The organism is Streptomyces chattanoogensis (assembly GCF_001294335.1).
In the GTDB taxonomy this organism is placed as follows: domain Bacteria; phylum Actinomycetota; class Actinomycetes; order Streptomycetales; family Streptomycetaceae; genus Streptomyces; species Streptomyces chattanoogensis.
On sequence record NZ_LGKG01000141.1, the window covers coordinates 283,083 to 299,042 of the forward strand.

Below are 15,960 nucleotides of genomic sequence, written 5' to 3' on the forward strand. Positions count from 1 at the left end.
CGGTTATACGACCGCGGCGGGCGAGAGAAGTGCCTGGACCACGTTGGCTTCCGGGGACCCCAGGCGTTCGAACGTGGCCAGCGCCTCCTGCCAGCACACCCGCGCCCGTCCCGTGTGCCCCAGCTCGTGCAGGGCGCGGCCCAGTGTGGTCAGAACCGTGGCGCGCCAGGAATCGCCGCCGATCCCGCGCAACGCCGTCAGCGCCTGCTCGGCGTGGTTCGCCGCGAGGGCCGGCCGCCCGGCGGCGAGATCGACCTCGGCCAGCCTGAAGTAGGTCATCCCTTCCCAGAACCGCTGCCGGCTGTCCCTGAAGATGGCCAGGGCGTCGTTCAGTTGGCCGACCGCCTCGTCCAGCCGCATGGCCTGGGTGTACGCGAGGGCGAGGGCGTACATGCCGTTGGCAAGGCGACGCTTGGCGCCCAGCTCGCGGTAGATACCGATGCCTTCCTCCGCCAGCTGTATCGCGCTGGCCACGCGGCCGGTGTCCAGGTGGACACGGGAGAGGTTGCACAGCGCGCTGGCTTCGGACTGCCGGTTGCCGTCGTCGCGGAAGGCGAACAGGGCCTGCCGCAAGTACGCCTCGGCGTCGTCGTGCCGGCGCTGGGCGTTGGCGATGATGCCCCGGTCGTTGGGTGCGTACGAGGAGGCGAAGGGGTCCTCGGTGGCGAGCCCCAGCAACATGGCGGACTTGGCGTTCTCGTCCGCCTCGTCCAGGCGTCCCGACAGGGTACGGACGTAGGTGAGCGACAGGTGGAACCGCGCCTCGGCGTGCTGGTCCCCGGCTTCCCGGGCGGCCGCCAGCAACACGATGTTGGTCTGCTCGTAGCGCAGTGCATCGGCACCGGACTCGGCCAGGTCCTTGGTGAGCAGCAGCAGATCGGCGGCGCGCCGCAGCGTCGTGGGGCCGCTGGAACGCCGTGCGCAGGCGAGAAGGCACCCGGCCTCGCTGAACAGCCACTCCAGTGCCGTGGTGCGGTCGGTGAAGGTGAGACCGGGATAGTCGGGGGTCTCCATATGGTGGATCAGACGGTCACCCGGACGCTCCAGCGCGTACACCTGGGAGGCGGTGGCGACGTAGAAGTCCAGCAACCGCGACAGCGCCGCCTCCCGCTCCGACGGCGGCTGCTCATCGCGTTCGGCGCAGTCGCGCGCGTACAGGCGCACGAGGTCGTGGTAGCGGTAGCGCCCCGGTGCCGCGGACTCCAGGAGGGAGGTGTCCACAAGGGACTCCAGCAGTTCCTCGGTGTCATCGGTGTCCAGATCCAGCATCGCCGCAGCCGCCGCCAGCGAAATATCCGGCCCGTCCGCCAGCCCCAGCAGCCGGAACGCCCGGGCCTGCTGCGGCTCCAGCTGGCCGTAGCCCAGCTCGAAGGTCGCCTTGACGGCCAGGTCGCCGGCGCGCAGCTCGTCCAGGCGGCGGCGTTCGTCGGCGAGTTTGCGGGCCAGGATGGAGACGGTCCAGGTGCGGCGGGCGGCCAGGCGGGAGGCGGCGATGCGGATGGCCAGCGGGAGGAAGCCGCAGGCGCCGACGACGGCCATGGCGGCCTGGCGTTCGGAGTTGACGCGTTCCTCGCCGACGATGCGGGTGAAGAGGGCCAGCGCCTCCTCGGGGCTCATGACGTCGAGGTCGATGAGGTGCGCACCGGCCAGGTCGATCATGCGGGCGCGGCTGGTGATGAGGGCGGCGCAGCCCTCCGTGCCGGGCAGCAGCGGCCGGACCTGCGCGGCGTCGCGGGCGTTGTCCAGGAGGGCAAGGATGCGCCGGCCCGCCAGCGTGGAACGGTAGAGGGCGGATCGCTCCGCCAGGCCGTCGGGGATGGAGGAGTCGGGGATGCCCAGGGAGCGCAGGAAGGCGCCGAGGACCGCCTCGGGCTCGGAGGGGGTGTGGCCGGCGCCCTGGAGGTCGACGTAGAGCTGCCCGTCGGGGAAGTGCTCGCGGGCGGCGTGGGCGACATGCACGGCCAGCGTCGTCTTGCCGACGCCGCCGATGCCGGTGAGCGCGGAGACGGCCATCACGCTGCCCTCGGCGGTGGCGAGCTGATCGCCGAGTTCGGCGACGAAGGCGGCGCGGCCGGTGAAGTCGGCGACCGTGGCGGGCAGTTGCTGGGGCCGTACGCTGGCCCGGCCGGAGGCGTCCCGGCCTTCGCTGACGACGGGCGGCGCGTCCAGGTCGCTGTCGGCGCGCAGGATGCGCTGCTGGAGCTCGGAGAGCGAGGCGCAGGGATCGACGCCCAGTTCGTCGTCGAGCAGTTTCCGGGTGTCGGTGTAGACCGCCAGCGCCTCCGCCTGCCGCCCGCTGCGGTACAGCGCCAGCATCAGCAGTTCCCGCAGCCGTTCGCGCAGGGGGTGGGCGGCGGTGAGGGCGGTCAGTTCGGAGACGGCCTCGGCATGGCTGCCGAGTTCCAGGTCGAGTTCGAGCAGGGTCTCCATCAGGGACAGCCGCCACTCGTTGAGGCGGGTGCGCTGGGTTTCGGCGTACGGGCCCGGGAGTCCCGCCAGCGGTTCGCCGTCCCACAGGTCCAGCGCCCGGTCGAGGAGTTCGCGGGCGCGGCCGAGGTCGCCGGCGGTCCGGGCCTTCTCCGCCTCGGCGGCGTACTGCTCGGCGTGGTCGTGATCGAGGTCGAGCGGCCGGCTGTCCGTCGACCGGATCGCATACCCGCCGGACTCGCTGACCAGCGCATCGGCGTCCGGGCCGAGCGCCTTGCGGAACCGGGAGGCGTAGGTGCGCACCGCGGCGAGCGCGGCGTGCGGCGGTTCGTCGCCCCACAGGGCGTCGACCAGTTCGGCGGCGGTGGCGGTGCGGCCACCGCGCAGCAGCAGTGCGGCGAGCAGCGCCCGTTGCTGCGGGGAGCCCGCAGCCAGCGCCGTTTCGCCGCGCCAGGCCCGTACGGGACCGAGCACGGTGAAGCGGAGCCGCTCCTGCCCCTGCCCCGTACCGTCGTCCATCATCTCCCCCTGCCCTGTCCCGTTCGTATACGCGCTGTTCGCACGTATCCGCTGTGCGCAACGGCCAGTCTGCCTTGTCAGGGCCCTTTACGTCAGTAGGGATCTGGAGCGTCCACAAAGCCTCCCCGGCTGGCGGGTGGGCGGTGACGGGGAGGCGCGCAGAGGGGCGCGGAGCCGTAGGTTCCGTGCGCCCCCTGTGTGCCTCCCCTGGGTCTGGCACGCGCAGGAGCCCCTGCCGGTTCCCGTGCCGTGTTTCCTCCGCGCATTACTGACGGATCGTCAGATCGGCGCTACCGTGGCCGTCATGGACATGGAGACCTTCCCGAGCTCCCCGGCATCCCCGGACCTTCCGACAGCCCCGGACCTCCCGGTTTTCCCCCGGATCATCTCGGTGGACGACCACACGGTGGAACCGGCCCACGTCTGGCGGGACCGGCTCCCGTCGAAGTACCACGACATCGGCCCGCGCATCGTGCGGGCGCCCGTGAAGGAACTGAGCTTCGTGGGCGGCAAGTTCGCCCCGCAGATGGGCGCCCCGGGCGACGACGGCCCCATAGCCGACTGGTGGGTCTACGAGGATCTGCACCGCCCTATGACCCGCCTGGACACCGCCGTCGGCTGCACCCGCGACGAGATCAGACTCGAGGGCATCACCTTCGAGCAGATGCGCCCCGGCTCCTTCAGCGTGCCGGAACGACTGGCCGATATGGACGTCAACCACGTCCAGTCCGCGCTCTGCTTCCCCACCTTCCCCCGCTTCTGCGGCCAGACCTTCACCGAGGCCAAGGACCGCGAGCTGGGGCTGCTGGGCGTACGCGCCTACAACGACTGGATGGTGGAGGAGTGGTGCGGCCCGCAGGCGCAGGGCCGGCTGATCCCGCTCACCCTGATCCCGCTCTGGGACGCGGAACTGGCCGCCGCCGAGGTGCGGCGCAACGCGGCCCGCGGCGTACGGGCGGTCTGTTTCAGCGAGATCCCGCCGCACCTGGGTCTGCCCAGCATCCACACCGACCACTGGGACCCGTTCCTGCGCGCCTGCGACGAGACCGGCACGGTCGTCGCCATGCACATCGGCTCCTCGTCGAAGATGCCGTCCACCTCGCCCGACGCCCCGCCCGCCGTCGGCTCCGCCATCACCTTCGCCAACTGCTGCTTCTCGATGGTCGACTGGCTGATGAGCGGCAAGTTCGACCGCTTCCCGAACCTGAAGATCATGTACGCCGAGGGCCAGATCGGCTGGATCCCGTACATCCTGGAACGCGCGAACGTCGTCTGGGAGGAGAACCGCGCCTGGGGCGGCGTCGCCGAGAAGGTCCTGCGCCCGCCGTCCGAACTCTTCGCGGAGCATGTGTACGGCTGCTTCTTCGACGATGCGTTCGGCCTGCGGAACCTGGACGCCATCGGGGTCGCGAACGTCCTGTACGAGACCGACTACCCGCACTCGGACTCGACCTGGCCGAAGTCGAGGGAGGTCGGGGAGGCGCAGATGGGGCACCTGGCGCCGGATGTGGTGGAGCGGATCGTGCGGGGGAACGCGATCGAGCTGCTGGGGCTTACGGGGGAGGGGCTCTGGGCGCCGGGAGCGAAGGGGTGAGGACGACGGGCCGCGGCGGACCGGCCGGGCAGTAGCCGAGCAGCCGAGGCGGCACGGCCGATCCGCTCCGCCGGTGCCGCGTCGTCGGTACCGCCCGGACGGCCGGGCTCGTCGGCGGGCTGCGCGGGGCCGGTGTGGAGCTCGCCGAGGCGGATCTGACCGTCGGCACGTCGGCGGGCGCGCACCACCGGCCGGAGCGGAAGCTGCTGATCCCGGTGGTGGACGCCGAGACCGGGGCGCCGGAAGTCTTTGACCGCGGCAGCGGTGTTTCGTTGGCGGCGGCCGTGGCGGCAAGCACCGCCTTCCCGGGCATCTCCCCGTCGTCATCGAGCCGCTGGCGCACTTGTTCCCCGCGAGCCGCTCACCCGCGAGTTCGCGGAGGCCGGTGCGGACGCGGTGGTGACGATCGGCCCCGACGCGGCGACGGTCGAGGTGTTCGGCCCGGACCTGCACGACCGGTCGGCCTGGCATGCGCCGGTGGCGTCCGCCGGGTGACGGCCGGTCCCTGGGAGCAGGGGCCCCGCGGCGCGGACGGCAAAAGCAAAGGCAAGGAGGGTGTGTACCCACTCCTTGCCACTCCTAACGTATAGCGCATGGGGGGCCTTGCGGCAAGGCCCTGTTCGTGGCGCAGAATCACCGGCCGAAGCAAGAACGTGCGCACATGGGGGTTGTGATGATCGACGTGATCGTTGCCGGCGGGGGACCGACCGGGCTGATGCTGGCGAGCGAGCTGCGGCTGCACGGTGTGCGGGTGTGCGTATTGGAGAAGCAGGCGCAGCCGACCGAGGTGGTCCGCGCGCTCGGTCTGCATGTGCGCAGCATCGAGGTGATGGCCCAGCGCGGTCTGCTGGAGCGCTTCCTCGAGCACGGCACGCAGTACAGGGTCGGCGGTTTCTTCGCCGCCATCGACAAGCCGTGGCCCGACGACCTGGACACCGGCCATTCCTACACGCTCGGCATCCCGCAGCCGCTCACCGACCGTCTGCTGGCCGAGCGCGCCACCGAACTCGGCGCGGAGATCCGGCGCGGCGGCGAACTGGTCGGGCTGAGTCAGGACGAGGACGGGGTGACCGTCGAGCTGGCCAGAGGGGCCACCCCCGCCAATGAGGGCGTAGCCGGCGGGGGAGGCACGCAGCTGCGCTCGCGCTACCTCGTCGGCTGCGACGGCGGCCGCAGCACGGTGCGCAAGCTGCTCGGCGTCGGCTTCCCCGGTGAGCCCAGCACGGTCGAGACACTGATCGGCGAGATGGCGGTGGACGTGCCGCAGGACGAGCTCACCGCCGTGATGGCCGAAACCCGCAAAACACAGAAGCGGTTCGGCTGCATGCCCCTGGGGGACGGGATGTACCGCGTCGTCGTGCCCGCCGAGGGGGTGGCCGAGGACCGCTCGGTCCCACCCACCCTCGAGGAGTTCAGGCAACAGCTGCGGACGACCGCCGGCACCGACTTCGGCGTGCACTCACCGCGTTGGCTGTCCCGCTTCGGCGACGCCACCCGGCAGGCCGAGCGCTACCGCGTCGGCCGGGTGCTGCTGGCCGGCGACGCGGCGCACATCCACCCGCCGACCGGCGGCCAGGGCCTCAACCTCGGCGTGCAGGACGCGTTCAACCTCGGCTGGAAACTGGCGGCCGAAATCAACGGCTGGGCACCGGAGGGGCTGCTGGACAGCTACCACGCCGAACGGCACCCGGTGGGCGCTGCCGTGCTGGACAACACCCGCGCGCAGATGCAGCTGATGTCCACCGAGCCGGGTCCTCAGGCGGTGCGCCGGCTGCTGTCCGAACTCATGGACTTCGACGAGGTGAACCGCTACCTGATCGAGAAGATCACCGCGATCGGCGTCCGCTACGACTTCGGCGAGGGCCACGAACTGCTCGGCCGGCGGCTGCGGGACGTCCAGCTGAAGCAGGGGCGCCTCTACGGGCTGATGCACGGCGGCCGCGGACTCCTGCTCGACCAGACCGGCCGGCTCTCGGTGGAGGGCTGGGCGGACCGGATCGACCACGTCGTCGACGTCAGCGAGGAACTGGACGTGCCCGCGGTGCTGCTGCGGCCGGACGGCCATGTGGCGTGGGTCGGCGAAGAGCAGCAGGATCTGCTCGCCCGCCTGCCGCAGTGGTTCGGCGCCGCCGCCGGCTGAGAGCGCAGCCGTGGCCCGGTCCGGCGCCGCACCGCAGGGGAACCCGGCCCGCCTCCGCCCGTGACGACCGACCCCCGCACCACGTTGATCGAGTACATGCAACGGCCCCGCGCCGACAGGCCGGCGCGGGGCCGTTCCGATCGACGAGAGGGAACCATGGCACGGGCGATATCGGGCGTGGGGCGCGTAACGGTCTTCCCCCTGCTGCATGACTGGCCGGACACGTACGGGGTCATCGCGTACACCACGACCGGGCACTTCGGCGTCGATGCGGTGGTCGGGTACGTCCCGCTCCCCGAGGTGCCGGACGTACGCCTGATGGACGTGGCGGCGCGCCATGCCGCGCAGACCACGGAGTGGGTGCTGTGCACCGGCTGGAGCAGCCGCGTCGTACCGAAGCCGGGGACGCTGGACCTCCGGGACACGGAGTGGTCGCTGGAGGTCGACGGAAGCAGTACGCCGGGCAAGGTGGTCTACGGGCACCAGCAGTTGCACGTCGGGCGGATGAGCCTCAAGGACCCGGAGCTGATGCCGCGGGTGCGGGAGGTCCTTCACCGCCGCGTCGGGGGGCCGGTCTCCGCCTGACGACTCCCCAGCAGCGCCACGGCCGTTGCCACCAGCTCCGCGTCCGTCTCCTCCGTACGGTGATCCGCGATCCCGGAGCGGAACAGCGCCGCCCCCTCGATGAGCATGGTGAACACCCCCGCCCGTGCCCGGCGGGCCGCGGCGGAAAGGGCGGGCTGCTGCTCGTGGAGGAAGGCGGCGACCTGGTCCTGGTAGTCGCGGTAGAAGGCGCGTACGGCCGCGGCCACGGCCTCGTCCAGTGCGGCCAGGGCCCAGAGTTCGGTGAACAGGCGGACCAGGCGCGGGTCGTCCTGCTCGGCCAGCAGGGTGCGGACGAGCCGGTACGGATCGGGGGCCGCTGCCCGATCGCCGGGCGACAGGAGCGGGCGGAGCCGCTCCAGGGAGTGGGACAGGGCGCGGTCGAGGACGGCGGCCACCAGGTCGGCGCGGGTGGGGAAGTAGTACTGGAGGTGGCCGAGCCGGACGTCGGCGGCGGTGGCGACGGCGCGCATGGAGAGTTCGGCGTGGCCGCAGGTGAGCAGGAGTTCCTCGGCGGTGTCGAGGAGGTGGGTGCGTTTGCGGGCGCCTTTGGGGGTGTCGGTCATGAGGCGTTCCTCGGGCGGTGTGGGCGGACGGTGGGGGCTCGGACGTCGTCGGCGTCACGCCGTGCCGGACTCCAGCTGCACGCCGTACTCGGCGAGCAGATCCGGGACCCGGGCCGGGACCGGGGTCATTTCCGGGAAGAGCACCCCGCGCGGCGCCCCGGCGCCGTCCGTGCCCAGGACCCGGCGGAGTGCCAGCATCGCGCCGACGGCGGTGAGGTGGGCCTGTCCGGCGTCGTCGGTGACCGTCGCGGTACGGCTGCGGCCGCCGTGGGTGACGTCGATACGGAGCCGGGCGGTGCCGCCCTCCCCAGGGGCGTAGAGAAGGGCGCGCCGGGCGGAGGTGAAGCGCTCGCCGCGCCCCCAGCGGAAGAACCCCAGCCGTTTCACGGCCAGGAGGGATGAGGTGGAGGCCGCGGAGCTGAAGCCGATACGGGTGGTGGCGGTGGCGGTGCCCAGGGCGAGGGGGAGGGTGAACTGTTCCGGGGTGTCGATACGGGCCACCTTGGTGGGGTGGGGCCCGATCCGGACCCTGCGGACGTCGCTGAGCGGCATCACCGTACGCCGCTGTCCGCCCTCCGTGACCTCGTAATCCAGGCCGAGACGGTCCATGAACTCCACCGAATCCGCGCCGGCGCGGTCCTTGAGGTCCCAGCGGACGGCGATGTCGACGGTCTCCGCGCCGCCCAGCTCCTCGGCCAGCGCCGCCGCCACCAGGCTGGACACGCCGCCCATCCAGGCGGAGGACAGCAGTACGGGCGCGGTCGGGCCCCGCAGCGCCGCGACGGTCGCGGCCCGCTGGAGCCGGGCGGTCCAGCGGGTGATGTCCACATAGGGCACCCCGCCGCGTATCGCCGCCCGCAGCACCCGGTCGTCCGGGTCGTTCACCACGCCGGCCACCGCCCGCACGCCGGCCCGGAACGGCTCGGGGCCGGTCAGGTCCCATCGTTCGACCCGCGCGCCGGTCTCCTCGGCCAGCGCCTCGCCGCGCGCCACGGTGCGGCCGGTGAGCAGCAGCGGCCAGGAGGGTGCGGCCAGCCGCGCGAGCTCGGCGCCGACGGTTCCGTAGCCGCCCACCAGGAGGACGGGCCCGGCGGCGTCGAATGCGAGCTCGTCGCGTAAGGCGGTTGCGTCGGCTGAGTCGGCTGCGTCGCGGCTGTCCTGTGCGTTTCTCATGTCACCAGCGCCCTTCGCGCTCCTTGTGGCATCCATGAGAGCAATATAGGTCAGGGGACCTAATTTTGCGCGGGTGTTCCGCGACGGCCGCGCCGGACCCCTTGTCTGATGGCGCGTCAGCCGCGACGATGGCCCACGCACAGCAGAAAATGACGGGACGTCAGATGCGAGATACCGGCGCCGAAACCGATGCCGGATATCCGTTCAGAGCAGCTGTGAGCAGCCGTGAGGAGCCGTCCAGATGGTGCGGACACTGCCCGAGGGGCGACTGGCGTACGGGATACAGCTACCGGTGCAGTCGCAGAGCACGCTCTACGCGGAGAACTGGGAGGCGGCGGCCGGGCCCGCCGATCTGGTGGAGGTCGCGCGCGCCGCCGACCTGCACGGATTCGCGTACATCGCCTGCTGTGAGCACATCGCGATTCCGCGGCGGCTGGCCGCGGCGATGGGGACGACCTGGTACGACCCGGTGGCCACCCTCGCCTATCTGGCGGCCGTGACGGAGCGGGTGCGGCTGCTCAGCCATGTCGCCGTGGTGGGGCTCAAGCATCCGCTGGTCAGCGCCAAGCAGTACGCGACGCTGGACCGCCTCTCCGGCGGGCGGCTGATCCTCGGGGTGGGCGCGGGGCATGTGCGCGAGGAGTTCGAGGCGCTGGGGGTGGAGTTCGGGCGCCGGGGCGCGGTGCTGGACGAGAGCATCGACGCGCTCAAGGCGGCGCTCGGTCCGGAGGAGTTCGCCGAGTTCAAGGGGGCGCGGTGCGCGTTCTCGGGGCTGGGGCAGGCACCGCGGCCGGCGCAGACGCCGCGGCCGCCGATCTGGGTGGGCGGTTCCTCGCCCGCCGCCGTGCGCCGGGCCGCGGAACGGGGCGACGGGTGGCTGCCGCAGGGCGACCGGCGGGACCAGCTGCCCGGCCAAATAGCCACGTTGCAGGCCCTGAGGGCGGCGGCCGGGATCGAGGAGCCGATCGCGGTCGGGGCCATCGCCGAGCCGTTGTACGTGGGCGAGCCGACGTGGGACGTCGGACGTCGGACCCTCGCGGGCGCGCCGGAGCGGATCGCGGAGTCGCTGCGGGAGTACCGGGCGATGGGGGTGGCCCAGATACAGGTGCGGTTCCGCAGCCGGAGCAGTGGCGAACTGACCGATCAGATGGCCGCGTTCGGGACCGAGGTGGCGGTGCATCTCGACGGCTGATCGATGGCTGGTCGATGACTGGCCAGTGACTGATCGATGACGGGCCAGTGGCTGACCGGCGGTTGGCCGTGGCCGGCCGTGGCCGGTCGGCGGGTGAACGAATCGGGTGGGGCGGGGCGGGCGCATCGCCGTGCCCCACAGGAACGCTGGGAGGCGGCATGGGAAAGCTGGCAGGCCGGGTCGTTCTCATCACGGGGGCGGCGCGCGGGCAGGGCGAGCAGGAGGCGCGGCTCTTCGTGGCGGAAGGGGCGCGGGTGGTCCTCGGCGATGTGCTGGACGGGCCGGGGGAGGCGCTGGCCAAGGAGCTGGGGGAGGAGCGGGCCCGGTACGTCCACCTGGATGTGGGCCAGGAGGCGGACTGGGAGGCGGCGGTCGCTGCCGCGAAGGCCGCGTTCGGGAAGATCGACGGGCTGGTCAACAACGCCGGGATACTGCGCTTCAACGAGCTGGTGAATACGCCGCTGGCCGAGTTCCAGCAGGTGGTGCAGGTCAACCAGGTCGGCGCGTTCCTGGGGATGAAGGCGGTGACGCCCGAGCTGGCGGCGGCCGGCGGCGGGACCATCGTCAACACCGCCTCGTACACGGCGCTGACCGGGATGGCGTTCCTGACCTCGTACGCCGCCACCAAGGCCGCCATCGTCGGAATGACGCGGGTGGCGGCGATGGAGCTGGCGGGCAAGGGGATCCGGGTCAATGCGATGTGTCCGGGGGCGGTCGATACGCCGATGACCAACCCGGACCGGGTGGCGGCGGACGGCGGGCCGAAGGCGGCCGACGAGGCGGGCAGCGCGGCGCTGGACGAGTTCTACGGGAAGGTCGTCCCGATGGGGCGGATCGGGCAGCCGGAGGAGGTGGCCCGGCTGGCGCTCTTCCTGTCGTGCGAGGACTCGTCGTACATCACCGGACAGCCGTTTGTGATCGACGGAGGGTGGCTGGCGGGGGTTTCGGTGTTCTGAGCCGGGCACTTGGCTGACGACGCGTCAGGTATTGACGGTGGATGCGGGCGGTGCCAGAGTCGGTCCGAGTCGAGAGTTGACGGTTCGTCAGATATGCGGGTGGTGGCGCCTCGGGTGCCCCGCCCGGCTCGGTCGGCCCGGTCGGGCGGATTGTCGGTGGGTCCGGGTACCGTCGAAGACGTGACAGAGCGTGCAGCGCCATCGGCGGAAAGTAGTCAACGGACGGAAATCTTCCGGGGGGCGACCCCCGCACCCCGAAGGAGTGAACTCCCTTGGAATTCGGGCTCTTTGTGCAGGGATATGTGCCGGCGGCGCGGGCCGAGACGGACCCCGAGGCCGAGCATCACGCGCTGATGGAGGAGGCCGAGTACGTCATCCAGGCGGACAGGTCCGGCTTCAAATACGCCTGGGCCTCCGAGCACCACTTCCTGGAGGAGTACTCCCACCTCTCCGCCAACGATGTGTTCCTCGGCTATCTCGCGCACGCCACCGAGCGCATCCACCTCGGCTCCGGCATCTTCAACCCCCTCGCCCCGGTCAACCACCCGGTGAAGGTCGCCGAGAAGGTCGCCATGCTCGACCATCTCTCCCGAGGGCGCTTCGAGTTCGGCTCCGGCCGGGGCGCCGGCAGCCACGAAATACTCGGGTTCATGCCGGGTGTGACCGATATGAACCACACCAAGGAAATCTGGGAAGAGACCATCGCGGAATTCCCCAAGATGTGGCTCCAGGACGAGTACGCCGGCTTCCGGGGCAAGCACTGGCAGCTGCCGCCGCGCAAGGTCCTGCCCAAGCCGTACGGCTCGTCCCATCCGGCGATGTGGTACGCCGCCGGGTCCCCGTCCTCCTACGCGATGGCGGGCAGGAAGGGGCTGGGCGTGCTCGGCTTCAGCGTGCAGAAGGTCTCCGACATGGAGTGGGTCGTCGATTCGTACAAGACGGCCGTCAAGGAGGCAGAGCCGGTCGGCGACTTCGTCAACGACAACGTCATGGTCACGTCGACGGCCATCTGCGCGGAGACCCACCAGAAGGCGGTGGAGATCGCGGTCGGCGGCGGGCTCAACTACCTCCAGTCGCTGCTCTTCCGCTACCACGACACCTTCCCCCGGCCTGAGGGCATACCGGAGTGGCCCGAACTGCTCCCCGAGTACACCGAGGAGATCATCGAGCTGCTGATCGCCGAGGAGCTGATGATCTGCGGCGATCCGGACGAGGTCCTGCGGCAGTGCAAGCGGTGGGAGCAGGCGGGCGCCGATCAGCTCTCCTTCGGGCTGCCTATCGGGGTGGGCTACGAGGACACCCTCAACACGATCAAGCTGATAGGCGAGCACGTCATCCCGAAGATCGACACCGACCCGGTGCACCGGACCACGCGCTTCCGCCGGGCGGCGGGCACCTCCTAGGGCCGGACCAGGCCGGGCCGGGCCGCACTGCGGCCGGACCCGTTACGGACCGCATGTGCCGCAGGGGAGCGGTGCCCCGGCCGGGCGCCGCCCCGCGAACCGCACCGAGAAAGGGATCCCCGCCATGCTCGACCACCTCATCGAGGGCGCGACCGTCGTGGACGGGACCGGCGCGCCCTCCCACACCGCCGACCTCGGCATCCGGGACGGACGGATCGCGATCGTCGCGGAGCCCGGGACGGTCACCGAGGAGGCCCGTACCAGCGAGGACGCCCGGGGGCTCGTCCTCACGCCCGGCTTCGTCGATCCCCATACCCACTACGACGCCCAGCTGTTCTGGGACCCGTACGCCACCCCCTCGCTCAACCACGGCGTGACCACCGTCGCCGGCGGCAACTGCGGCTTCACCCTCGCCCCGCTGCACCCCGACCGCCCCGAGGACGCCGACTACACCCGGCGGATGATGAGCAAGGTCGAGGGCATGTCCCTGGTCGCGCTGGAGGAGGGCGCGCCCTGGAACTGGCACACGTTCGGGGAGTATCTGGACGCGCTCGAGGGGCGGACGGCGGTCAACGCGGGCTTCATGGTGGGCCACTGCGCGCTCCGCCGGCATGTCATGGGCGCGGACGCGGTGGGCGGGCAGCCGACGCCCGATCAGATGACGCAGATGCTGCGGCTGTTCCATGACGCGATGGACGCCGGGGCCTGGGGGCTGTCCACCACCCAGTCGTCCACCCACTCCGACGGCGACGGCAAACCGGTCGCCTCCCGGCACGCCCGCCCCGGCGAACTGCTCGCGCTCTCCCGCGCGGTGGCCGACCACGAGGGCACCCAGCTGGAGGCCATCGTCGCGGGCTGCCTCGACCGGTTCGAGGACGCCGAGATCGACCTTCTCGTGGAGATGAGCGCCGCGGCCGGCCGCCCCCTGAACTGGAACGTGCTCACCATCGACGCCGCCGTGCCCGAGCGCGTACCGCGGCAGCTGGTCCCCAGTGAACGCGCCCGTAAGGCCGGCGGCCGGATCGTCGCCCTGACCATGCCGATCCTCACCCCCATGAACATGTCGCTGGGCACCTTCTGCGCGCTCAACCTCATCCCGGGCTGGGGCGAGATCCTCGGCCTGCCGGTGACCAAGCGCATCGCCGCACTGAGAGAAGCCGACGTACGGGCCGGGATGCTGCGCCGCGCCGACAGCAAGGAGGCCGGGGTCTTCCGCCGCCTGACCGACTTCGGCCGGTATGTCATCGGCGACACCTACTCCGCGGCGAACGAAGGGCTCAGCGGGCGGGTGGTCCGCGATATCGCCGCCGAGCGCGGACAGGACGCCTTCCACTGCCTGGTGGAGATCTGCGCCAACGACGCTCTGCGGACCGTCCTGTGGCCGATGCCCACCGACAACGACCCGGCCAGCTGGACACTGCGCCAGGAGACCTGGCAGCACGAGGACGTGCTGCTGGGCGGCTCGGACGCGGGCGCCCATCTGGACCGGATGTGCGGCGCGCCGTACACCACCCGCTTCCTCGGGGACTGTCTGCGCGGCCGCAGGCTCGTCGGCCTGGAGCGCGCCGTGCAGATGCTGACCGACGACCCGGCCCGGCTGTTCGGGCTGCGCGAGCGGGGCCGGATCGCCGAGGGGTACCACGCCGACCTGGTCCTGTTCGACCCGGAGCGGATAGACGCCGGGCCCGCCACGCTCGTGCACGACCTGCCCGGCGACAGTCCGCGGCTGGACTCGAAGGCGATCGGGGTGGTGAGCGTGCGGGTCAACGGGGTCGAGACGATCCGGGACGACGTGGTCACCGGGGCGGTGCCGGGGACGGTGCTGCGCTCGGGGCGGGACACGAGGACGGTGAGCACCAGGTGAGCGGGGCGGAGCCCGCGGCGGCCGGCGCCGAGCGGCTGTTCATCGGCGGGGAGTGGGTGGCGCCGGACGGCGGCCACTACGACGTGATCAACCCGGCGACCGAGGAGGTCGTCGGGCGGGCCCCGGAGGCGAGCCGGGCGCAGGTGGAGGACGCGGTGGCGGCGGCCCGCGACGCGTTCGGGGGCTGGTCGCGCACCGCACCCGAGGAGCGCGCGGCCGTGCTGGACCGCGCCGCCGAGGTGATGCGCCGCGAGTTCGTCCCGTACGCGGAGCTGGCCCAGGCGGAGAGCGGTGCGACGACCGGCACGGCACGCGCGATGCAGGTGGGGGTATCGGTCGCCCGCTTCCAACGGTATGCGCGCGGCGCCCTGGAGCCGGTGGAGGCCGGGCTGCCGCCGCAGGTCAACGGCGCCGGGCCGATGGGGAAGGCGGGCGTCGTCGGCGCGGTCGCGGTGCGCCGCCCGGTCGGCGTCGTCGCCTGCATCACCTCGTACAACAACCCCTGGGCGAATCCGGCGGGCAAGGTGGCGCCGGCGCTCGCGATGGGCAATACGGTCGTGGTCAAACCGGCCCCGCAGGATCCGCTGTCGGTGTACCGGATGGCCGAGGCGCTGGCGGAGGCCGGGGTGCCTCCGGGGGTGGTCAATGTCGTCACCGGCGCGCGGCCGGAGGTCGGCGAGGCGGCGGTCGCGGCGGACGGCGTGGACATGGTCAGCTTCACCGGCTCCACGGCCGTCGGCCAGAAGATCGCCGAGGAGTGCGGCCGCGGGATGAAGCGGCAGCTGATGGAGCTGGGCGGCAAGGGCGCGGCGCTGGTCTTCGACGACGCCGATATCGCGAGCGCGGTGGCCGGTATCGGCACCACCTTCTCCTTCTACAGCGGCCAGATATGCACGGCGCCGACGCGGGTGCTGGCGCAGCGCGGGATCTACGAACGGCTGGTGGCGGGGCTCGCCCGGTACGCGGCACGGCTCACGGTCGGCGACCCGCGCGACCCCGGCACGGTCGTCGGCCCGGTGATCTCCGCCGCGCACCGCGACCGTATCGAGTCGTATGCCGAGCTGGCCGTGAAGGAGGGCGCGCGGCTGGTCACCGGCGGCGAACGCCCGGCCGTCGAGCGCGGTTTCTATGTGGCACCCACGCTCTTCGCGGACTGTACGAACGATATGCGGGCGGCCCGCGAGGAGATATTCGGCCCGGTGGTCGTGGTGATCCCCTTCGACGACGAGGAGGAGGGCATCGCGCTGGCCAACGACAGCGACTACGGGCTGCTGGACTACGTCTGGTCCGGCGATGTGGCCCGCGCCTTCCGGGTCGCGGGGCGGCTGCGGGCGGGCGGGGTCGGCATCAACACGGTCGGCCGCAACATGGAGGCACCGTTCGGCGGCTTCAAACGCAGCGGGGTGGGGCGCGATGTGGGCTCGTATGCGCTGCATGCGTACAGCGAGCTGCAGGCGGTGGTGTGGCCGGGGTGAGAGGGGGCGCGGCCTCCTGGCTTCCTCCCCCCGCCCCCGCCTCCCCCG

The 15,960-nt window shown here is 71.9% G+C and carries 11 protein-coding genes; 8 read left to right on the forward strand and 3 right to left on the reverse strand.

The genetic code is table 11. From position 1 onward, the window contains the following. Nucleotides 1–3 precede the first annotated feature (3 nt). Complete coding sequence (gene afsR, locus ADL29_RS21155) at nt 4–2,946, reverse strand: SARP-family global regulator AfsR (protein WP_053925160.1); 2,943 nt, start codon at nt 2,944–2,946, stop codon at nt 4–6. Nucleotides 2,947–3,256: 310 nt separating this feature from the next. On the opposite strand from afsR, the gene ADL29_RS21160 reads away from it, so the two are divergent. The 3 genes from ADL29_RS21160 (at nt 3,257) to ADL29_RS21170 (ending at nt 7,265) form a co-directional block, all read left to right on the forward strand. Further along, a complete protein-coding gene (locus tag ADL29_RS21160) occupies nt 3,257–4,540 on the forward strand; it encodes an amidohydrolase family protein (protein ID WP_107095034.1) in 1,284 nt (427 codons plus the stop codon). A 673-nt stretch (nt 4,541–5,213) separates the two neighbouring features. Next, nucleotides 5,214–6,680, forward strand: coding sequence for a rifampin monooxygenase (rox, locus tag ADL29_RS21165; protein ID WP_053925192.1), 1,467 nt, complete (start codon nt 5,214–5,216; stop codon nt 6,678–6,680). Nucleotides 6,681–6,836: 156 nt separating this feature from the next. Next, the gene (locus tag ADL29_RS21170) at nt 6,837–7,265 is read left to right on the forward strand and encodes a hypothetical protein (protein ID WP_063788503.1); all 429 of its coding nucleotides are present in this window, start codon (nt 6,837–6,839) and stop codon (nt 7,263–7,265) included. Here ADL29_RS21170 and ADL29_RS21175 read toward each other — a convergent pair. Then, a complete protein-coding gene (locus ADL29_RS21175) occupies nt 7,232–7,849 on the reverse strand; it encodes a TetR/AcrR family transcriptional regulator (RefSeq protein WP_053925162.1) in 618 nt (205 codons plus the stop codon). The genes ADL29_RS21170 and ADL29_RS21175 overlap by 34 nt on opposite strands. A gap of 54 nt (nt 7,850–7,903) precedes the next feature. Next, on the reverse strand, nt 7,904–9,022 hold the full coding sequence (locus tag ADL29_RS21180) for a saccharopine dehydrogenase family protein (RefSeq protein WP_245689553.1): 1,119 nt from the start codon (nt 9,020–9,022) through the stop codon (nt 7,904–7,906). Between the two features lie 241 nt (nt 9,023–9,263). Between ADL29_RS21180 and ADL29_RS21185 the strand changes: the two genes are divergently transcribed. The 5 genes from ADL29_RS21185 to ADL29_RS21205 all read left to right on the forward strand — a co-directional run bounded on the left by ADL29_RS21185 (nt 9,264) and on the right by ADL29_RS21205 (nt 15,912). Further along, a complete protein-coding gene (locus ADL29_RS21185) occupies nt 9,264–10,214 on the forward strand; it encodes a TIGR03619 family F420-dependent LLM class oxidoreductase (RefSeq protein WP_053925163.1) in 951 nt (316 codons plus the stop codon). Nucleotides 10,215–10,372: 158 nt separating this feature from the next. Next, nucleotides 10,373–11,170 carry an SDR family NAD(P)-dependent oxidoreductase gene (locus ADL29_RS21190; RefSeq protein WP_053925164.1) on the forward strand — a complete coding sequence of 266 codons (798 nt, stop codon included), beginning with the start codon at nt 10,373–10,375 and terminating at the stop codon, nt 11,168–11,170. A 272-nt stretch (nt 11,171–11,442) separates the two neighbouring features. Continuing rightward, nucleotides 11,443–12,573 (forward strand): LLM class flavin-dependent oxidoreductase, encoded by a 1,131-nt coding sequence (locus ADL29_RS21195; RefSeq protein WP_053925165.1) that lies wholly within the window; start codon nt 11,443–11,445, stop codon nt 12,571–12,573. 124 nt (nt 12,574–12,697) lie between these two features. Next, nucleotides 12,698–14,437 carry an N-acyl-D-amino-acid deacylase family protein gene (locus ADL29_RS21200; RefSeq protein ID WP_053925166.1) on the forward strand — a complete coding sequence of 580 codons (1,740 nt, stop codon included), beginning with the start codon at nt 12,698–12,700 and terminating at the stop codon, nt 14,435–14,437. After that, nucleotides 14,434–15,912 (forward strand): aldehyde dehydrogenase family protein, encoded by a 1,479-nt coding sequence (locus tag ADL29_RS21205; RefSeq protein ID WP_053925167.1) that lies wholly within the window; start codon nt 14,434–14,436, stop codon nt 15,910–15,912. The genes ADL29_RS21200 and ADL29_RS21205 overlap by 4 nt, the downstream gene beginning before the upstream one ends. Nucleotides 15,913–15,960: the final 48 nt, after the last annotated feature.